Genomic DNA, 19,027 nt, shown 5'->3' with positions numbered 1-19,027 from the left:
TCGGGATGGGCTACAAGGCGCAAAACGCAGCAATAGCTGAAGCTATTGCGAGTATTTGCAACGCCGCAGACCGCCCGAGACCGCAGATGCACACGGCGCGGTGATTCGTGCAGAGGGTCCCTAGCCGCGCTGCCCGTCCCACCACATCCCCAGGCACAGCGCAACGCCCACGGCATACAGCAGCCAGGTGGCCGAGACGACATAGGGATAGAACATCAACGCCACGCCCCACCAGCGGGTGCGCGGCTGCTGCGCACGCTTGCCGTGCCAGTACGCCGCCATACCGATCAGGCCAAACAGGATGGCCCCCACGATGTAGGCCGGGCTGGGCAGCTCCAGGCCGAGGGATTGCAATGCAGAGAGGGTTTCCATGGCGGGGTGCGCAGGCTGTGCGGGTGGGGTGAGGCGGGTGTGACTCCTGCCAGCGGTAAAAGGTCCCTGGCAAGGTCCCTGGTGTGTGACTGATTCGGCGTTGCCAGGTTGGGGGCGTTGGAGAACCGCCTTTCATGGCGGTGTCACAGGGCGGCGGCATTGTTCACGGTTTTGGCCCTCTTCACCTTGACCACCATGTCCCGACTGTCCCTGATTGCCGCCTGCGCAGCGCTGCTGTGCGCCGCCGCCACCCCCGCCATCGCCCAGCGGGCCTACCCGGCCACCCTGGCCGGCCACGCCGTGCTGCCCGCCCTCACCGTGATTGCCGCGCCCAAGGACGCGCCGCAAGACCTGCAGGTGGCTGGCAAGTTCACCACCCCCCGCCGCGTGGACGCCGTGGGCAGCGTGATGGGCCAGTCGGGCGGCCGCGACACGGGCGTGTCGCTGCCCTTCCAGGGCCAACCCCTTCAGGGCCACTCGGGCATCAAGCGCATGGCCGACGGATCGTTCTGGATCCTCACCGACAACGGCGCCGGCTCCAAGGCCAACTCGCCCGACTTCATGCTGCACCTGAGCCACTACACCGTAGACTTCAAGAGCGGCCAGTTCAACCGCCTCAAGACCATCTTCCTGCACGACCCCGACAAGAAGATCCCCTTCCGCATCACCCACGAAGGCACCGACAAGCGCTACCTGACCGGCGCCGACTTCGACCCCGAGAGCTTCCAGTTCGCCGGTGGCGCGCTGTGGATCGGCGAAGAGTTTGGCCCCTTCTTGATCAAGGCCGACCTGAACGGCAAGGTGCTGGCCGTGTTCGAGACGCAGGTGGACGGCAAGGTCGTGCGCTCGCCCGACGCGCCCGGCGTGCTCATGCCCGGCGCACCCGACGCCAAACCCACGCCCTTTGAAGTCAAGCGCTCCAAGGGCTACGAAGGCATGGCTTCCAGCAAGGACGGCAGCAAGCTCTACGCGCTGCTCGAAGGCGCGCTGTGGAACGACAGCACCAAGGCCTATGAAAACGTCGGCGGCAAGCAGTACCTGCGCGTGCTCGAATTTGACGTGAAGACCGAGCAATGGACCGGCCGCCACTGGAAGTACGTGCTGGAGGCCAACCACCACGCCATTGGCGACTTCAACATGATCGACAACACGACCGGTTTGATCATCGAGCGCGACAACGGCGAAGGCACGGCCGACAAAGCCTGCGCCGAAGGCCAGAAGCGCACGGACTGCTTCCACGACTTGGCCAAGTTCAAGCGCATCTACAAAGTCGAGCTGAGCGACGCCAACGTGGGCGGCGAGATCCGCAAGGTGGGCTACATCGACCTCATGAACATCCAGGACCCGCAGCGCCTGGCCAAGAAGCCGCTGAATAACGGCGTGCTCACCTTCCCGTTCTTCACCATCGAGAACGTGGACATCGTGGACGGCACGCACATCGTGGTGGGCAACGACAACAACCTGCCCTTCAGCAGCAGCCGCGATCCGAACAAGGCGGATGACAACGAGTTGGTGCTGCTGGAAGTGGGCGAGTTGCTCCGGGCCAAGTAACCCGGCACCAGCGCGCGGTGGGGGCCGGGTGGCAAAATTCCCGGTTCCCCTTCCAACGCTCCACAAGCCGCGCCACCATGTTCACAGGCATCGTCCAAGCCACGGCAGGCATTGCCGCCATCCACGACCGCGCAGGGCTGCGCACGTTCACGCTCGATTTTCCCGAGGGCTTTTGCCAGGACCTGGCCATTGGCGCCAGCGTGGCCACCGATGGCGTGTGCCTCACGGTCACCGAGATCCTGTCGCCCACGCAGGCCAACTTCGACGTGATGCTGCAGAGCCTGAACATCACCACGCTGGGCAGCTACGCGCAGGGCGACCGTGTGAACGTGGAGCGCGCGGCCAAGGACGGCGCCGAGATCGGCGGCCACCCGCTGTCGGGCCATGTGGACTTCACCGGCACGCTCATCGAGCGCCGCGAGTTCGACAACAACCTGGTGTGGCGCGTGGCCGTGCCCGAGGCGTTTCGCCGCTATGTATTCGCCAAGGGCTACATCGCCATCCACGGCGCCAGCCTCACGGTGGCCGAGGTAAACCGGCAAGAGGGCTGGTTCGAGATCTGGATGATCCCCGAGACCCGCCGCGCCACGGTGTTTGAGCACAAGAAGGTGGGTGACCGCCTGAACATCGAGATCGAGCGCAGCACCCAGGTGGTGGTGGACACCGTGCGCGAGGCCGTGCAGGAGAGCCTGGGCCGCCTGCAGCCCGTGCTGGAGGCGTTGTTGAAGGAAAAGGGTCTGTCGCTCGACGACTTTGTGCAGGCCCCGGTGCTGCCGCACTGACCCAGCGAAGTTCTCCCATGTCCGTGGTGGTGCGCCCGCTGGCGCTGAGCGATCTGGCCGACCTGCTGGCCGTGCAACTGGCCTGTTATGGCGAAGGGTTTGTGGAGAGCGGCGATGTGTTTGCCCGCCGCCTCGCCAGTCCCGCCAATTGCTCGCTGGTGCTGGAGCAGGGCGGCGCGGTGTGTGCCTACCTGGCAGCCTACCGCAGCGTGCGCGGCAAGGTCACCCCGCTGCATGGCGACTTTGAAGCCACCGCCCAGCCCGACACGCTGTACCTGCACGACATGGCCGTGCTGCCCGCCCATGCGGGGCAAGGTCTGGCCCACGCGCTGCTGCAGCCCCTGTGGGCGCAGGCCTGCGCAGAAGGGCTGCGGCACAGCGCGCTGGTCTCGGTGCAGGGCTCGCAGGCCTACTGGCAGCGGCAGGGCTATGCGCTGCACCCCTTGCAGGACGCCACCCAGCAGGCCCGCCTGGCCAGCTACGGCGACGGCGCCGTATACATGGCGCGAGCGCTGCAGCTTGTGTAGGCCCACTGTCACCTGCCCTCGTCATAATGCCCGCCATGCCCCATCGCTGGAAACCCAACGTCACCGTGGCCGCCCTCATCGAGCGCGATGGCCGCTTTCTGCTGGTCGAGGAAGAAACCACCGACGGCCTCAAGCTCAACAACCCCGCCGGCCACCTGGACCCGGGCGAGTCGCCCATCCAGGCCTGCGCGCGCGAGGTGCTGGAAGAAACCGCCCACGACTTCGAGCCCACCGCGCTGATCGGCGTGTACCTCAACCGCTTCACCAAGACGCGCACGGGCGACGACACCACCTACCTGCGTTTTGCGTTCGCGGGCAAGCTGGGCACGCACCATGACTGGCGCACGCTCGACACCGGCATCGTGCGTACTCTGTGGCTCACGGTCGACGAGATCCGCGCCTGCCCTGAACGGCACCGCAGCCCGCTGCTGCTGCGCTGCTTGGAGGACTACCTGGCGGGCCAGCGTTTTCCGCTGACGCTGGTGCACACCGATATTTCGGTCACCGAGCCCGCTGCGCAATAGCTCTGCGCGGGCTGGGCGACGCGAGGTCTTGTGGCCTCAGTCCGCCGTCAGCTTGCGTTCCTTGATGATGGTGGCCCACTGGGTCGATTCCTTCTTCATGAAGGCCGTCAGCTCGGCGCGTGTGGTGGGCTGCGGCGTGAGGCCGTGCTTGTTCAGTGCCTCCTTCACGCCCGGGTCGTTCAGCACCTTCACGATCTCCTGGTTCCAGCGGTCCAGCAGCGGCGCAGGCGTCTTGCCGGGGGCCACGAAGGCGTACCAGTTGAGCGCTTCAAACCCCGGGTAGCCCGCCTCGGCCACGGTGGGGATGTTGGGCATGTACGAGGGCCGTGTGAGGCCGGTGGTTGCCAGGGGGATGAGCTTGCCGGCCTCGATGTGCGGTAGCGCGGTGGGCGGCGCGGCAAAGTACGAGGTCACGCGCTCGCCCAGCAGGTCTTGCAGCGCGGGAGCGCCGCCCTTGTAGGGCACGTGGGTCATGTCGATGCCTGCGCGCTGGTTGAACAATTCGCCCGCCAGGTGCGATGCCGAGCCCGCGCCGGTGGAGGCAAAGTCCACGCTGCCGGGCTTCTTCTTGGACAGCTGCACAAACTCGGCCAGCGTCTTCACGCCCGCACCCTTGTGCACCACCAACACGTTCGGAAAGTTCACGCCCCCCGACACCGCGGTCAGGTCCTTGAAGGGGTCGTAGTTCACCTTCATCAGGTGCGGCGCAATGGTCAGCGGCCCCACGGACCCGAGCAGCAGCACCGAGCCATCTGCGGGCGCATTGGCCACGAACTGGTGGGCAATGTTGCCGCCCGCACCGCCCTTGTTGTCCACCACCACCGACTGACCGATGTTCTCGCCCAGCTTCTTGGCGATGAGGCGCGCCGCCGCATCCGCCGCGCCGCCTGCGGCAAAGCCCACGACCAGCGTGACGGGCTTTTTGGGCGGGAAATCCTGCGCGTGGGCTGCGCCAGACAGCGTCGCGGCAGCGGTGGCGAGTGCCAGCGCGCTCATCAAGAGGGTGCGTTTTTTCATGGGGGTCTCCTTCATCGTGGGTGGTGGGGTGCGGGGATCAATCGGAACCGAGGCCGATGGGGTTGGGCTGGCGCTTCTCCACCGCGTGGCGCAGAAGCGAAGCGGTGCGGAAGATGCCGTGCGCAAACTTGCCGTAGGGCATGGTGGCAAACAGTGCCATCACCGCGCCCAGGTGCAGGCACAGCAGCAGCGGCAAGGCGGCGGTGCCGCGCGCGGCCCACAAGGCCAGGCCGCTGGTGGCGGTGAGGAACAGCAGGGCGATGAAGGCGCGGTCCATGGGCTTTTGCGCGGCGTCGCCATGTTGTGGGTGGCGGCGCAGGTTCAGCCGCCACAGGCCTGCGGTGCCTACGGTCAGGCTGATGCCGCCCGCACCGCCCAGCAGCTTGGGCAGGCTGGGCAAGTCGTACGGTGCGGGCAAGGCCAGCAGGTAGTGGTACAGCGTGGCCACGCTGGTGGCGGCGAAGCAGAGCATGAACCCGTAGAACGTGAGGTGGTGCATGCGCCGGCGCGACAGGGTGTAGGCATCGTCCTCGTTGTGGCAGCCATCGCCGTGGCCGCCGTCCAGGTACTTGAGGCGCAGCACGGCATCGGTGGCCTCGGCGGTGGCGGGGGCGCTCAGCGGCGCACCGCTTGTCGCGGGCGTCACGTCGCGCCAGAAGCGGCGCACGCCCAAGCCCAGCGCCAGCACGGCAAACAGGAACACGGGTGCGAACAAGCCCACCAGCAGGTTGTGCGGAAAGATTCCATAGAAGCCGCCCACGGGGGCCATCCACAGCGCCGCCAGGCCTTGCCCGTGCAGCCCCACGGCCAGCAGCAGGAACAGCGTGAGCCCTGCCACCAGCGCCAGCGCCAACGTGAGGCCGTTGCGCTGGTAGAGCTGGCCCAGTGCGGGTGGCCAGGCGTAGTCGGCATAGGTCTGGCCGCGCACCTGGGCCATGGCCTGTGGAATGTTCACCGCAAACTCGTGCGGTGGCGCGTACTGGCAGGCATGCAGGCAGGCGCCGCAGTTGTGGCACAGGTTGGCGATGAAGTGGATGTCGGCCTTGCCGAACTCCAGCCGCCGCGTCATGGCCGGGAACACGGCGCAAAAGCCTTCGCAGTAGCGGCAGGCGTTGCAGATCTGCAGCTGGCGCGCCACTTCGGTTTCGGGCGCAGACAGCACGATGTCGCCGTTCGCCAGCGCCCGGGCGTTGCGCGTCAGGGCCTCAAGCGTTTGCATGATTTGCTCCTTGTTTTGTAGCGTTTGAGGCATGTGCAACTAGCGCTACTGGCCGTTTGGAGGCTAAAGCTGCCTGCGTGCCCGCAATGCGGCCAAACGCGGTGCCAATGCTCATGCCCACGCCGGCGGTGTAGCCCTTGCCCAGCACATTGCCGGCCATCATTTCGCCCGCCACAAACAGGTTGGGGCTGGGCTGGTCGTTGAAGCGCACGGCAGCCGTGTCGTCGGTGTGCAGGCCCAGGTAGGTGAAGGTGACGCCGGGCTTGAGCGCATAGCCGTAGAACGGCCCGGTGTCGATGGGCCGCGCCCAGTGCGTCTTGGCGGGTGCCACGCCTTCGGTGTGGCAGTCGTCCAGCGTGGTGTGGTCAAACTGGCCCACGCGGCAGGCGGCGTTGTAGGCATCGAGCGTGCCGGTGAACGTGTCCACGGGCAGGCCGAGCTTTTGCGCCAGCTCGGGCAGCGTATCGGCCTTCACGCCCGGGAACACGGGCGGCATGAAGCGGCCGATGGCCTTGCTGTCGATGATGGAGTAGCCGATCTGCCCCGGCTGCTGCGCCACTAGGCGGCCCCAGATGGCATAGCGCTTGGGCCAGAAGTCCTCGCCCTCGTCGTAGAAGCGCTCGCCGTTACGGTTGACCACCACGCCCAGCGACACGCAGTCGATGCGCGTGCAGATGCCGCCGTCGTACAGCGGCGCACGTGCGTCGATGGCCACCATGTGGGCCTGCGTGGGGTCGCCGATGCGGTCGGCGCCGTGGTCGTCGAGCAGGTGCTTGAGCAGCACGCCCTTGTTGTAGGCCGTGCCGCGGATCAGGAAGTTGTCGGCCGGCCACTCGCCGCGTTCGTTCTGGCCCCAGGCTTCGCGCAGCCATTCGCGGTTCGATTCAAACCCGCCGGCGGCCAGCACGCAGCTCTTGGCGGCAATGCGCTCGCCGCTCGCCAGGTGCGCGGCGATGAAGCGGCGGCCATCCATCTCGATGCGCTGCACGGGCGCTTCGTAGCGCACCTGCACGCCCAGCTGCTCTGCGCTGCGGTAGTAGGCGTTGACCAGCGCCTTGCCGCCGCCCATGAAGAATGCGTTGGTGCGCGCCACATGCAGCGTGCCCGCCAGCGCGGGCTGAAAGTGCACGCCGTGGTGGCGCATCCAGGGCCGGCAGGTGCTCGACTCGCGGATCACCAGGCGCGCCAGGTGCTCGTTGGTGAGGCCGCCCGTTACCTTGAGCAGGTCTTGCCAGAACTCTTCTTCGGGGTAGGCATCGACCAGCACGTCCTGCGGCGCGTCGTGCATGCAGCGCAGGTTGCGGGTGTGGGCCGAATTGCCGCCGCGCCAGGCGCGTGGGGCCGATTCGAGCAGCAGCACACTGGCACCGGCCTCGCGCGCCATCAGGGCGGCGCACAGGGCGGCATTGCCGCCGCCGATCACCAGCACATCGACCACAGCATCGCCGCTCATGGGCGGTGGCTCCAGGCCATGCGCCGTGCGCGGGGGAATGAAGAAAGGGTTGTGGGGCCCATGGGGTGTCTCCTGGCGCGGTCGCCGTGTCGTTCATCGGGGTGATGGCGACTGTAGGGAGACGCAGACCCGCTGTGCAGCAGGTTCAGGTCATGGGGGTATCACGGATCGTGATGGCTGAGGGGCGCTCAAGCGCAGGCGTCCTGCCCACCGATCCATGTCGTGCCAAACCACTGGCCAGTCGTCACCAGGTCGCGCACACAGTCCGTCAGCACCACGCGCGCTGCCAGCGCGGCGGGCGAGAGCTCTTCGTCGGGCAGGCTGCACAGTAAATTGACGCGGCGCGCGGGCGCGTCGGTGAGGCGTGCGCACTGAAAGCGCTCGGACGCATCCGGGTAGCGGCCCATGGCCGCCCAGGGCTGCACGGTGGAGCCCAGGCCGGCGTCCACGGCGGCCATCACCATGGCAAGCGAGTCCACCTCCAGCACCACGTGCGGCGCCACGCGGTCACGGGCAAAGGCGGTGTCCAGCGTGCTGCGCAGGCCGTGTGGGCCGGTGGGCAGGATCAGCGGCTCCTGTACCAGCTCAGCGACGGTGATGGTTTCCGGCAGCTGCCGGCCATGGGGGTTGCCGGGGCCCTCCCCTCGGTCACGGGCGCAGATGAGGAACAGGTCCTCCTCCAGCAGCGGCGCCATGTCCCAGCGGCGCGCGCCGGCGGCCTGCTGCGCCTGGTGCAGGCGGGTGTCGAACAACACGGCCAGGTCCAGCTCGCGCGCATGCAGCATGGCCGTGAGGTGGCCCGACATGCTCTCCACCATGTGCAGCCGCACGTCGGGGTAGCGTGTGCGCATGGCCTGCATCAGCGGCAGGCCCAGCACGCCCGAGGTGGTGGGCGCCAGGCCCACGGTGACAGTGCCCGACAGCCGCGCCTGCTGCGCCGCGCGCACGGCCTGGTCGGCATGGCGCAGGGTGAGCTGCGCCTCGCGAAAGAACGCCAGCCCCGCCTCGGTGGGCGTGACGCCGCGCGGCGTGCGCTGCAGCAGCCGCGTGGCCAGCTCGCTCTCCAGCCGGGTGATCTGCTGGCTGAGCGCAGACTGCACCACGTCCAGGTCCAGCGCAGCGCGGCTCATGGAGCCCTGCTCCACCACACGCACGAAATAGCGCAGTTGTCTCAGTTCCATGGCGCCCTTTTGGTCATGCGGCACTGTACTCCGGCGTGTCCGTTGCTCCCGGGAACGCAAATACACCGGTGCCGCCACTCGCACCTGACTCGTTGGCGACTGCGTGCGGCGCGCGCAACGCAGCACTTTCAGCAGGCTGACGCCGTTGCTCCGGGTAAACACGCAGTCCGCGCATCCGGGGCCCGTCAATTCCCTGTGGAAGCTGGGGACTTGAAATTATTTGCACCGCCGGTGGACTGCATTTCAAGAGCGCCCCAAGCGCTTTCCCGAAGAATCCGCCGGCGAGCTGGCACAGGCGAATGCTGCGCCCGCATCTTTTCACTTCAACCCTTTCCGAACGGAGACAGGCCATGATCTGGCAACAAATCTACAACCCGGCGGGCAATATGGTTGTGTCCACCGCACTGGCTGCGATCCCGGTGATCATCATGCTGGCCGCCCTGGGGTTCTTTCACATCAAAGCCCACATTGCTGCGGGCATGGGGCTCGTCGCAGCGCTGGTGGTGGCCATATTTGCCTATGGCATGCCTGCCGACATGGCCGGTCGCGCGGCTTTGTATGGCGGCTTCACGGGGCTGCTGCCGATAGGCTGGATCGTGTTGAACATCATCTTTCTGCACCAGCTCACGGAGCAGAACGGCAGCTTCAAGGTGCTGCAGGACTCGCTGTCCAACATCACCGAGGACCGCCGCATTCAGCTGTTGCTGATTGCGTTTTGCTTTGGTGCGTTCTTTGAGGGCGCCGCTGGCTTCGGCACGCCCGTGGCGGTCACTGCCGCCATCCTGATCGGGCTGGGTTTCTCGCCGCTGGCGGCCTCGGGTCTGTCGTTGATTGCCAATACGGCCCCCGTGGCGTTCGGTGCCCTGGGCACGCCGGTGATCACCCTGGCCAAGGTGCATGGCTACGACCTGATGGAAGTGACGGCCATGATCGGCCGCCAGTTGCCCTTCTTCTCGGTGCTGGTGCCGTTCTGGCTGATCTGGGCATTTGCGGGGCGCAAGGCCATGTGGGAGATCTGGCCTGCCATTCTGGTGGCTGGTGTGTCGTTTGCCATTCCGCAATTCCTGGTCTCCAACTACATCGGCCCCGAGCTGGTGGACATCATTGCGGCCATCATCTCCATGGCGAGCCTGATCGCGTTCCTGCGCGTGTGGCAGCCCAAGAAGATCTGGACCTCGCCTTCCATGCGGGGCCACGACCCGAGCGCTGCCGAAGCCAAGCCTGCACAGCCGGTCGTTCGCTACTCGCGCGCCCAGCTGATCAACGCCTGGATGCCCTGGCTGATTCTGTCGGTGTGTGTGTTTGTCTGGGGGCTGCCATCGGTCAAGGCAGCGCTCAATGGCATCTTCGCCCCGGCTTTCCCCATGGACGGGCTGCACAACCTCATTGAGAAGATGCCTCCCGTGGTGCCCAAGCCCACCAAGGAAGGCGCGGTCTACACGCTGAACCTGCTGTCGGCCACCGGCACGGGCATCTTGCTGTCTGCACTGATCAGTGCCCTGCTGATGCGCTATAGCCCGGTCGCCATCGTCGGCACGTTCTTCCGCACCATCTGGCTGGTGCGCTATTCGCTGCTGACCATCGTGCTCATGCTGGCGCTGGGCACGCTCACCCGCTACTCGGGCACGGACACCACCCTGGGACTGGCATTCGCGAACACCGGTGTGCTGTATCCCTTCTTCGGCACCCTGATGGGGTGGCTGGGTGTGGCGCTGACCGGGTCCGACACGGCCTCCAACGTGCTGTTTGGTGGCATGCAGAAGGTGGCTGCCGAGCAGCTGGGCCTTTCGCCCAATCTCATGGGCGCTGCCAACAGCTCGGGCGGTGTGATGGGCAAGATGATCGATGCGCAGTCCATCGTCGTGGCCTCCACCGCCACCCGCTGGTTCAACCACGAAGGGGACATCCTGCGCTTCGTCTTCTTCCATTCGATCGCGCTGGCGTGCTTGGTCGGGCTGCTGGTCACCCTGCAGGCCTACGTATGGCCCTTCACGTCGATGGTGGTGCGATAGCGGTTGGGTGCGTGGACATCCCTTCCCGCCGCTCCACGGCGGGTATTCCGGGCGCAACGAGGGTGGTAGCAATGCGCCGGGGATAATCGGGGGATGAACAAACACAGGGTCGTTGTTGGCCTGTCCGGCGGGGTGGACTCGGCCGTGACCGCCTACCTGCTCAAACAGCAGGGCCACGAGGTCGTCGGCATCTTCATGAAAAACTGGGAAGATGACGACGACAGCGAATACTGCTCGTCCAACATCGACTTCGTGGACGCAGCCGCGGTGGCCGACGTGATCGGCATCGAGATCGAGCATGTGAACTTCGCGGCCGACTACAAGGACCGCGTGTTCGCGGAGTTCCTGCGCGAGTACCAGGCGGGCCGCACACCCAACCCCGATGTGCTGTGCAACGCAGAGATCAAGTTCAAGGCTTTTCTGGACCACGCCATGCGGCTGGGGGCGGAGAAGATCGCCACCGGGCATTACGCCCGCGTGCGCCAGAACGCCACATCTGGCCTGTTCGAGCTGCTCAAGGGACTGGACCCGAGCAAGGACCAGAGCTACTTTCTGCACCGCCTGAACCAGGCCCAGCTGTCCAAGACGCTGTTCCCCGTGGGCGAGCTGCACAAGACCGAGGTGCGCCGCATAGCCGAGGAAATTGGCCTGCCCAACGCCAAGAAGAAGGACTCCACCGGTATCTGCTTCATCGGTGAGCGGCCGTTCCGTGAATTTCTCAACCGCTACATCAGCCATGCGCCCGGCCCCATTCTGGATGACCGGGGACGCAAGCTGGGCCAGCACGTGGGCCTGAGTTTCTACACGCTGGGCCAGCGCCAGGGGCTGGGCATTGGCGGAGTGAAAGAAAAGGGCGCACAGCGGGGTGGCGGTGCGCACGAGCCCTGGTTCGTGGCGCGCAAGGACCTGGAAAAAAACACGCTGCGCGTGGTGCAGGGGCACGACCACCCGTGGCTGCTGTCACACCGTCTGGTGGCGCAGGACGTGAGCTGGTGCGCCGGTCATACGCCCACACCCGGCGCCTATGCCGCCAAGACGCGCTACCGCCAGCAGGATGCCGCTTGCACGCTGGAGGCCGCGCCGGACGGTTTTGGGCTTCAGTTCCCCGAAGCCCAGTGGGCCGTGACGCCGGGGCAGAGCGCAGTGCTGTACGACGGCGACGTGTGCCTGGGTGGCGGTGTGATTGCGAGCGTGGTGTGATGCCAGAGACTCCCCAGGTGCCTGCCGACGCTGGGACCTGTGGGGAGTCTCCGCTGAAGGTGCCCCCGGGCCGGCCCCTGGTTGACCTTCGGCGCCGTCGCCTGGCCGCTGGATGTCTGGCCTGGCCGGTGGTGGTTGCGGCTGCGCCGCCGCCCCTGCATGAGCCTGCGCCCCGGTGTCCCGCGTGGCCTTTGTGGGATGCCTTTCTGGCGCGTTTTGTGCAAGACGATGGGCGTGTGATTGATGACCAGCACCAGACGCGCTACACCACCTCCGAAGGGCAGGCTTATGCCTTGTTTTTCAGTCTGGTGGCCAATGAGCGAGGCCGTTTTGACACGCTGCTGCGCTGGACAGAGCGCCATCTGGCGGCGGGGGACCTGACAGCGCGTCTCCCGGGATGGCGCTGGGGGCGGCACGACAGTGGCGAGTGGATGCTGGTGGATGCCAACCCTGCGTCGGACGCAGACCTGTGGCTTGTCTACACCTTGCTGGAGGCAGCCCGCTTGTGGAACATGCCGAGTTACGGCCAGTTGGGGCACTCGTTGCTGGCGCGCATTGAAGCCTCGGAGCTGGTGCGGCTGCCGGGCCTGGGCTGGATGCTGCTTCCCGCCCCCCAGGGCTTTCAGACAGACACAGCCCGCTGGCGTTTCAATCCGAGCTATCTGCCGATCCACCAGTTGCGCTATTTGGCCGCGCTGCGTGGCGAAGGCCCCTGGGCTGAGATCACCACCAACACGCTCGCCATGCTACGTGCCATGACACCCCATGGCTTCGTGCCCGATTGGGTCGAATACAGTGAGCACCGAGGCTGGCATGCCACTGCCGCCAGTCCGGCATTGGGCAGCTATGACGCGATTCGTGCGTATCTGTGGGCGGGTTTGGTGCATGGGGCCGACCCTGCCCGCCCTGAACTGTTGAAAGGGCTGCGGGGGATGCGGGACTGGCTCGCTGCTGGCAATGCCCAGCCGCCGCAGAAGGTTCGCACGGACGACGGCTCTGGCCTCGGAGTGGCGCCGCCCGGTTTTTCTGCCGCACTTCTGCCGTACTTGAAGGCGCACGGGGCGACGGCGCTGCTCCAGGCACAGCAGGCGCTTGTGGTGCGTTCAACGCGGCAGGCCGCACCAGCCGCCCGTCCCTCCCTTGGCTGCCCTGCCTCGCGCTTTGCGACGGGGTTGCTGGGAAACCCTCCGACCTACTATGACCAAGTGCTGGCGTTGTTCGCGCAAGGGGCTCTGGAGGGTCGCTATCGATTCAGCGCTGAGGGTGCGCTGCAGACCCCCTGGCGGTAAACGCACCAGCCTATCGCACGAGCGATGCAGACAGTCCGACGTATGGCGTGCTTTTGCCATCCTTGGGCCGTGCCTGGCCGGCATTGACTTCCAGAAACCAGCCAGATCCCATGCTGCGACCCGCGAACACCCCCGTTTGCCGGGTGCGGTAGTCCTTGCCCTCGGACAGCGTGGCCTCGAGCCCCAGGCGCCATTCGGTGTCGCCGGGTCGAACGCCCATGCGCGCTCGGGTAAAGCTGCTTTGGGTGCCTGCACTGTACGACGCGAGAACGTCGGCGTCCCACCGGGGGGTGAGCAGATAGCGCGCGGCGACTTGTGGTGTCAGGGTGACGCGGGTGCCGTGTTGACCGTCTGCCCGGACTGCGGCCGGGCGCAGGTGGGTATTGCGCAGGCCCAGAGAGAGCGACACGTCGCCTTTGAAGCGCTCGGTGTCCCAGGCGTACCCCCAGCCGCTCTCAATGCCCGCAGCACCGGCTTTCGCCTCGGTGGGTACTCCCGCCACCGTGGTGTCGTATTGGTAGGTCAGCCAGCTCGCCACGGTTTTCTGGAACCAGCCTTGGCCCACCTGCGCGCCCTCCAGGGGGACGATCTGCCCGGCATAGGTGTAGGTACCTGCTGAGGACCCCTGGCTACCCCCGATGTAGAGCTTTGGCGCAGCGTCTTGTGCCGATGCCAAGGGGCCCGCACAGGACAGCCCGATCAACAGGAGATACCGATGCAGGTGGTGGCTCATGCCTTGCTCCCGGATGCACGCTGGGTTTGTACCGGCAGATTGCGCTGCCGATAGCGGGCCAGCACCGTGCGCGTGAGTCCGACCAGCGAGGCGATCAGGGCCAGCACAATGCCCAGCGACCACCAGGGGTACTGCGAAACCCACAGGCCGATGCTGCCGCGCAAGGCGTAGGCGCTGAAGGGTGTGTCCTCCGAAATCACCGTCTTCACGGGTTCACCCGGCCGCCAGAACGCCATGCCACCGCGCAGTTGGCCCCATGGGCCATACCCCACCACATCATGCAGGGCTGCCTGCAGTTCTTCGGGGTTGGCCGCGGTGAACACCGTCAGGGGCTGGTTGCCATCAAACACGGTGGTGGCAATGGCGTGTTGTGTGGGGGCATCGTTGATCGCTACGGCGGCACCCAGCACCAGGGGGCGTGCTGCCGAGCCCTCGATGAGTTCGCGCAGCTGCATCAGGGTGTCATTGCCTTCGATCACCGGGACTCTGACGGATTGCATCAGGGGCACATTCAGCAAGAGGCTGCTGGCGGTGTTCAGTCCTGCCCGCTCTCGTACGTTCTCCGGCAGGCGTTCCATGGCCCCGACCCAGAGGCGGTTGGTGGCTTTCTCGTCCTGGCCGACCTGGAAAGAGGTGCGCAACAAGGGGGTTCGCAGCACCTGTACCAGCTTGGCCATGAGCGTGAGGCCGGCCCCCACAGTCGGGTCCTGTGCATCGGTCAGCTGCACCGCCATGCCGTCACCCAGAGGCGGAATCGGAGAGCCGCGCCCGTCGCGGGCGATCAGCCCCAGGTCGGGACGCAGGAGCGGGCTGCCCCCGAAGTTCTGCACCGTGCTGTCGTCATAGATCGTGGTGGCGAGATTGCCCAGGAAGAATGGCTTGCACTCCCCACCATTGGATTGGGGCACCAGCACAGGCTGCAGCTCCAGGGTGTTCCAACCCATGCGCAATGACCCGGTGGGAAGGCTCACGGCGTAGTTGGTGTACACGCCGCCCGCAGGGTTATTCAGTGGTATGGAGCCATGCATGACCCCATTGGCGACCACATTGAGGGCCGACTGTGCCGACATGCCGCTGCCGTAGGCAAGGTGCAGTCGCACCTGCATGCGCCCTTGCCAATTGGAGTTCCAGAAACGGAGGCTTGCGTTGCCGGTGGGCAGGCCGCTGTAAGTGGTGGTGGCGTACCCCAGGGCGCTCAGCGGCTGCGCATGGGTTGATGCGTCCTGGGCGTCAGCTGCCTCGCGCAGATCCTTTGGCGATGGCAGCTTGAGATCACGCACTGCGACCCACGCCTTGCCCGGCCAGGGCATGCGCTGCATGGCAAAGGCCGTGGCTGCCGTCGGGAGTTCTGCTTCGGTGGCTGCCGCGAGGATCACGACAAAGCGAGTGGGGTCCTCTGGCAAGGTACGTACGGCGACCACCGGTCCGGAGTCCGTGGGCGTCCCCAGCCCCTGGAGATAGGCACCGAGGTTGTCGAAGGTGCCCAGTACCACGGCCGCCCGGGCCTGGGGTGGCAAAGCGGTGCCCAGCTCGGCCGGTGTCGCCGGAAACCGTGCACTGGAAATGCGGACGGGCACGTAGTCATAGCGGTGTCCGACCCCCTGGGCGACGAGTCCTGCAGCGCTGAGCACCGCGCCTTCCGGCGCCTTGGCCGTGAGGATGGCGACGGGGGCGGGATCGGCAAACACCGCCTTGTCAAACAAGGCATCGAGCCTGTCGAGCCTTGCTGGCAAGGCCTTGGGGGTGGCCGATACGACGAACTGTGATTCCCGCAGGTGGATGTCCGTCCACAGTTGGGAGGCCATCGGGTATTCACATGTGCTGGCATAGTGCTGTGCAACACTGATTTGCACTTCGTTGAAGCCCTCGCGCAGAGCGCTCAGCGGGAGACTGATGGAGTGACGGAAGTTCTCTTCACTGCCACTCAGTCCCAACTGCCGGACCACACGGCCGTTGACTGCGATTTCCAGTTGTGACGAGGCCGTCAATGAACGCGAGGCCGTGCCTGAGAGTTCGAGTCGCACGTCCTGTGCCTGCACGAGCGCCGGCAGGGGGAGCGACAGCTTCATGCTGGAGGCCACGCCCGCCAGGCGGTAGGGTCTGTCTTCCCCCTTCAGCCGCGACAGCGGGATCGTGAATTCTTTGCCATCGGTGCGCTCTTGCGGGGCTTGCGCCCTGGGCTCACCCGGGCGCTTGGTGTCTGCGATGGCGGTCAATGGCGCCAGCACCAAGGGCAACAGAACGGCAAACCGGGTCGCCCTGAAGGCATGGCGGTGATGGAGCATGGGCGCGGCGAGATGCATCATGAAGAGTTTTTGGGAGAAAGCAGAATGCGCGCTGCGGCAAGCGTGCGATGGGCTTGCTGCTGCACCAGGAAAATCAGATGGCCCAACCCTTGGGTGAGGGCGAAGCGGATAACTGCCAACAAGCCGCCCAGCACGCTCCGTCCTGCGTGCCGGCGCTGGTTGTTCTGTACCAGCGTATCGCTGGAGCCAAAGGCCAGATCGATGGCAAGACGCTCCTGGGCTTGCCTGCCGTGGCTGTATTTGAGCCCAAGGCTGAACTCCTGGCTGTTGATGTGCCTGAAGGATTGCAGGTGGCCCTGCAGGCGACCGGGCCGGCCATGCAGGGTGATCTCGATGGGGCTGCCTGGCTGGATGTCGGGCGTGGTCTTACCGGGTGGATATCGCAGCTTTACGGCGAGGCCAGACGCGGACGCATTGGTGGTGGTTCCTTCGAACGTCTGCCCGGCGATGTGCGCCGTGATGGGTTCCTCATGGCGCAGCCTTGGTTCTGATCGCAACTGGCGGCGCTCGAACGTGATCCCCAGGACCCCGAGCAGCAGCACCGTGTCCAGGACGGCCCAGAACAACACAAAGCTGATGGCGCCGACGTTCCAGGGCTCACTCGATATGCGCAGCACCCCGAACCCCACGCCCAGGACGGTCAGAATCAGCAACACGTAGAACGGCCAGGCCAGCGAGGAGATGAAGTTCTGGTTGAGCACTTCGCCCTTGGGCGTCACCTTGAACGACGGGGAGCGCGGTTTGCGTATCACCTCCGCGAGACCCTGCAGCACGTAGACCGATTGGACGATTTCGTACAGCTGCGACATGAAGGGCCAGCGCACCCGACCGTAGAAAAACTGGGTGGAAACCAGCGATGCGATCAAAGCCGGTACGGAATAGGCCAGCAGCTGCGGCGCGGTGGTGTCACACAGGTTGATGCCGAACATCAGGTACGCCGGAGGGGCGAGCAGCATGATCACCCGGGCCCCTGCAAAGCCCCAGTAGAAGGCAAAGTTGGTATAGAGAAGGCGCTGCGTGAAGGTCAGGTGAGGCTGCTTCCAGGGGTTTTTCAGCAGAAAGATCTGGAGCATGCCTTGGCCCCAGCGGACGCGTTGCACGATGAAGCCTGAGTAGGTCTCCGGTTGCAGTCCCGACACCATGGGGCGGTTGTAATAAGCAGACTTGTATCCGAGGGAAAGTGCATCGAGGGTGGTCTCTGCATCTTCGGTGATGGTCTGACCCGACACGCCGCCGAGCTTGTCAATCACACTGCGCCGTAGCACCGCAGCCGAGCCGCAGAAGAAAGACGTGCCCCAAAAATCCAGGCCCGGCTGCATCACGTCATAGAACAACTCGTTTTCGGCCGGCGAGTTCTCGAAGGTGTCCAGGTTCCGCTCTACGGGGTCTGGGCTGACGAAGTTGTGGGGGGTTTGCAGCACAAAAAGCTGGGGATCCGCCAGAAAGAACCCCACGGTGCGCTGCAGAAAGTCTGCCGCTGGAATGTGATCGCAATCCAGAATGAGCAGCAACTCGCCCTGTGTGCTGGACAACGCGCTGTTGATATTGCCAGCCTTCGCATGCAGGTTGCGCTCGCGGGTGAGGTAGCCCGCACCGAACTGGCGCGCAATCAATTGGAGCTCTTGCGCCCGCTCATGCGCGGCAGCGGCTTTGGCGGGGTTCTCGTCGTTGAGTTTTTGTGCTGTTCCGCCATCGTCTAGAACATACACATGCAGCTTGTGGCGCGGGTAGTGCATCTGCGTGGCTGCAATGACCGTGGGTCGGAGAATGTCAGGATCTTCGTTGTAAGTGGGTATGTAGATGTCTACATGGGGCAAAACATCCTCATCGTCAGGCAACGGTATCGAATGACGGGCAAATGGTTCGCTGTTTATGAAAAAGCCGAAAAGCATGTTCACAAAACCATAGCCTTCGGCGGCGAATAGCAGCAGCCCGCACACCATGGAGAGGAGCCCGAACTGCAGAGGTAACGAATCGGTCGCGCGCCAATGCATGTAACGCAATGACAGAAAGGTGCACAGCATGATGATGGTCAACCGCGCGAGGCGCCGCCGCCGGGGGTCTTGCGCACGTCGGCCAAGCAAGTAGCAACCGCCCAGGACCGTGAGTAGCGCTGCGGAAATCAGCACCTGTGCATGCTGTGTCGTTGGAATCAGAGACAGATAGACAAATACAACCGCGGACAGACACCAAATCGCCAGCTCTAAGCGCCGGGCGTGTGTGTGAAAGAACGCTGGAAAGAGCGTTCCCGGATGCTTGTCAGCCTGCATAAGAAAACCACATGGAGACAGAAGAATGGGTTGTACGGGCTTTTGAGCGCAACAGATTCAATCGGCGTATTTTTTTAGAAGAGGTCCGTGGCTCGTGCGGCGACTTGTCCCGTCGCTGCGTCCAAATCCTTGGCGTCCACAGCCGCCGCAGGGTTTGATTCCGAGTTCGCAAACCGTGATTGTCCCTGCAATTCAATAGATAAAAACTATTACAAAATAAAACAACGGGCAGAAACTCATGATGCTCGTCAAGGGGCGATCTGTCGCTCGTACTTGCGCGGAAAGTCCTGCAATGGCTGTAAAGGTCGCGTCCTTGCGGCTATCAGGGGCTTATTCCCCGTTTATCTGCCTTATTGGGTGCTCGACTAACCAGCCGTCTTTCTTTTGAGCGCAAGAAGTAAGCCCGCTTGTGCAGGGGCGAACAGAAAGCGGAAGGACTGGAAGGCGCATGTGGCGGCCTGTGGGCGAGAACACTTGGTTGTTCTCCACAACGGGGCGAGCCGGGCTGCCGTTGGGGTCACCGCGTATGCGCAGTGACGTCAGTCTTTCAGCGCGGAGATGAGCGCAATGACCCACGCCCACTGCGGGAGG

At 65.1% G+C, this 19,027-nt stretch carries 15 protein-coding genes; 7 read left to right on the top strand and 8 right to left on the bottom strand.

The window, feature by feature from the left end; all coding sequences use genetic code 11:
- Positions 1 to 120: 120 nt before the first annotated feature.
- Positions 121 to 372, bottom strand: coding sequence for a hypothetical protein (locus ASD94_RS14510; protein WP_056056709.1), 252 nt, complete (start codon positions 370 to 372; stop codon positions 121 to 123).
- 195 nt (positions 373 to 567) lie between these two features.
- Here ASD94_RS14510 and ASD94_RS14505 point away from each other — a divergent pair, with 195 nt between their 5' ends.
- From ASD94_RS14505 to ASD94_RS14490, 4 genes are all read left to right on the top strand, one after another.
- Positions 568 to 1,923, top strand: a complete 1,356-nt coding sequence (locus ASD94_RS14505; protein WP_200954236.1) for an esterase-like activity of phytase family protein — start codon at positions 568 to 570, stop codon at positions 1,921 to 1,923.
- Between the two features lie 77 nt (positions 1,924 to 2,000).
- Entirely contained in the window at positions 2,001 to 2,705 is a 705-nt protein-coding gene (locus tag ASD94_RS14500; protein ID WP_056644072.1) for a riboflavin synthase, read from the top strand.
- Positions 2,706 to 2,722: 17 nt separating this feature from the next.
- Entirely contained in the window at positions 2,723 to 3,232 is a 510-nt protein-coding gene (locus ASD94_RS14495; RefSeq protein ID WP_056644070.1) for a GNAT family N-acetyltransferase, read from the top strand.
- 35 nt (positions 3,233 to 3,267) lie between these two features.
- Entirely contained in the window at positions 3,268 to 3,756 is a 489-nt protein-coding gene (locus ASD94_RS14490; RefSeq protein ID WP_056644180.1) for an NUDIX hydrolase, read from the top strand.
- 36 nt (positions 3,757 to 3,792) lie between these two features.
- Here the strand turns inward: ASD94_RS14490 and ASD94_RS14485 are convergent, their stop codons facing one another.
- The 4 genes from ASD94_RS14485 to ASD94_RS14470 form a co-directional block, all read right to left on the bottom strand.
- Positions 3,793 to 4,773: a tripartite tricarboxylate transporter substrate binding protein gene (locus tag ASD94_RS14485; protein ID WP_056644068.1), complete on the bottom strand. Its 981-nt coding sequence runs from the start codon at positions 4,771 to 4,773 to the stop codon at positions 3,793 to 3,795.
- 37 nt (positions 4,774 to 4,810) lie between these two features.
- Positions 4,811 to 5,992 carry a tricarballylate utilization 4Fe-4S protein TcuB gene (gene tcuB, locus ASD94_RS14480; RefSeq protein WP_056644066.1) on the bottom strand — a complete coding sequence of 394 codons (1,182 nt, stop codon included), beginning with the start codon at positions 5,990 to 5,992 and terminating at the stop codon, positions 4,811 to 4,813.
- A complete protein-coding gene (gene tcuA / locus ASD94_RS14475; RefSeq protein ID WP_056644064.1) occupies positions 5,979 to 7,445 on the bottom strand; it encodes an FAD-dependent tricarballylate dehydrogenase TcuA in 1,467 nt (488 codons plus the stop codon). Before tcuA ends, tcuB begins: the two co-directional genes overlap by 14 nt.
- 188 nt (positions 7,446 to 7,633) lie before the next feature.
- Complete coding sequence (locus ASD94_RS14470; protein ID WP_056644178.1) at positions 7,634 to 8,626, bottom strand: LysR substrate-binding domain-containing protein; 993 nt, start codon at positions 8,624 to 8,626, stop codon at positions 7,634 to 7,636.
- 350 nt (positions 8,627 to 8,976) lie between these two features.
- Here ASD94_RS14470 and ASD94_RS14465 point away from each other — a divergent pair, with 350 nt between their 5' ends.
- The 3 genes from ASD94_RS14465 to bcsZ all read left to right on the top strand — a co-directional run bounded on the left by ASD94_RS14465 (position 8,977) and on the right by bcsZ (position 13,127).
- Positions 8,977 to 10,638 (top strand): L-lactate permease, encoded by a 1,662-nt coding sequence (locus ASD94_RS14465; RefSeq protein ID WP_056644062.1) that lies wholly within the window; start codon positions 8,977 to 8,979, stop codon positions 10,636 to 10,638.
- A 93-nt stretch (positions 10,639 to 10,731) separates the two neighbouring features.
- Positions 10,732 to 11,838, top strand: coding sequence for a tRNA 2-thiouridine(34) synthase MnmA (mnmA, locus tag ASD94_RS14460; RefSeq protein ID WP_056644060.1), 1,107 nt, complete (start codon positions 10,732 to 10,734; stop codon positions 11,836 to 11,838).
- Positions 11,838 to 13,127, top strand: a complete 1,290-nt coding sequence (gene bcsZ, locus ASD94_RS14455; protein WP_082576887.1) for a cellulose synthase complex periplasmic endoglucanase BcsZ — start codon at positions 11,838 to 11,840, stop codon at positions 13,125 to 13,127. The genes mnmA and bcsZ overlap by 1 nt, the downstream gene beginning before the upstream one ends.
- 10 nt (positions 13,128 to 13,137) lie before the next feature.
- Here bcsZ and bcsS read toward each other — a convergent pair whose 3' ends face one another.
- From bcsS to bcsA, 3 genes are read right to left on the bottom strand one after another with little or no spacing between them, the layout of a single operon-like run.
- A complete protein-coding gene (bcsS, locus tag ASD94_RS14450) occupies positions 13,138 to 13,860 on the bottom strand; it encodes a cellulose biosynthesis protein BcsS (RefSeq protein WP_156391437.1) in 723 nt (240 codons plus the stop codon).
- Positions 13,857 to 16,166 carry a cellulose biosynthesis cyclic di-GMP-binding regulatory protein BcsB gene (locus ASD94_RS14445; protein WP_056644057.1) on the bottom strand — a complete coding sequence of 770 codons (2,310 nt, stop codon included), beginning with the start codon at positions 16,164 to 16,166 and terminating at the stop codon, positions 13,857 to 13,859. Before ASD94_RS14445 ends, bcsS begins: the two co-directional genes overlap by 4 nt.
- The gene (gene bcsA / locus ASD94_RS14440; RefSeq protein ID WP_082576886.1) at positions 16,163 to 18,436 is read right to left on the bottom strand and encodes a UDP-forming cellulose synthase catalytic subunit; all 2,274 of its coding nucleotides are present in this window, start codon (positions 18,434 to 18,436) and stop codon (positions 16,163 to 16,165) included. Before bcsA ends, ASD94_RS14445 begins: the two co-directional genes overlap by 4 nt.
- Positions 18,437 to 19,027 lie beyond the last annotated feature (591 nt).

It is taken from the genome of Acidovorax sp. Root70, assembly GCF_001428225.1.
GTDB lineage: Bacteria > Pseudomonadota > Gammaproteobacteria > Burkholderiales > Burkholderiaceae_C > Acidovorax.
Note: the sequence above shows the minus strand (reverse complement) of the source record. Positions and strands in the feature narration are given on the sequence as shown.

Excerpts from the sequence above, each read along its gene's own strand:
- ASD94_RS14510 (WP_056056709.1), bottom strand. The coding sequence starts at position 372 with ATGGAAACCCTCTCTGCATTGCAATCCCTCGGCCTGGAGCTGCCCAGC.
- ASD94_RS14505 (WP_200954236.1), top strand. The coding sequence starts at position 568 with ATGTCCCGACTGTCCCTGATTGCCGCCTGCGCAGCGCTGCTGTGCGCC.
- ASD94_RS14500 (WP_056644072.1), top strand. The coding sequence starts at position 2,001 with ATGTTCACAGGCATCGTCCAAGCCACGGCAGGCATTGCCGCCATCCAC.
- ASD94_RS14495 (WP_056644070.1), top strand. The coding sequence starts at position 2,723 with ATGTCCGTGGTGGTGCGCCCGCTGGCGCTGAGCGATCTGGCCGACCTG.
- ASD94_RS14490 (WP_056644180.1), top strand. The coding sequence starts at position 3,268 with ATGCCCCATCGCTGGAAACCCAACGTCACCGTGGCCGCCCTCATCGAG.
- ASD94_RS14485 (WP_056644068.1), bottom strand. The coding sequence starts at position 4,773 with ATGAAAAAACGCACCCTCTTGATGAGCGCGCTGGCACTCGCCACCGCT.
- tcuB (WP_056644066.1), bottom strand. The coding sequence starts at position 5,992 with ATGCAAACGCTTGAGGCCCTGACGCGCAACGCCCGGGCGCTGGCGAAC.
- tcuA (WP_056644064.1), bottom strand. The coding sequence starts at position 7,445 with ATGAGCGGCGATGCTGTGGTCGATGTGCTGGTGATCGGCGGCGGCAAT.
- ASD94_RS14470 (WP_056644178.1), bottom strand. The coding sequence starts at position 8,626 with ATGGAACTGAGACAACTGCGCTATTTCGTGCGTGTGGTGGAGCAGGGC.
- ASD94_RS14465 (WP_056644062.1), top strand. The coding sequence starts at position 8,977 with ATGATCTGGCAACAAATCTACAACCCGGCGGGCAATATGGTTGTGTCC.
- mnmA (WP_056644060.1), top strand. The coding sequence starts at position 10,732 with ATGAACAAACACAGGGTCGTTGTTGGCCTGTCCGGCGGGGTGGACTCG.
- bcsZ (WP_082576887.1), top strand. The coding sequence starts at position 11,838 with ATGCCAGAGACTCCCCAGGTGCCTGCCGACGCTGGGACCTGTGGGGAG.
- bcsS (WP_156391437.1), bottom strand. The coding sequence starts at position 13,860 with ATGAGCCACCACCTGCATCGGTATCTCCTGTTGATCGGGCTGTCCTGT.
- ASD94_RS14445 (WP_056644057.1), bottom strand. The coding sequence starts at position 16,166 with ATGATGCATCTCGCCGCGCCCATGCTCCATCACCGCCATGCCTTCAGG.
- bcsA (WP_082576886.1), bottom strand. The coding sequence starts at position 18,436 with ATGCAGGCTGACAAGCATCCGGGAACGCTCTTTCCAGCGTTCTTTCAC.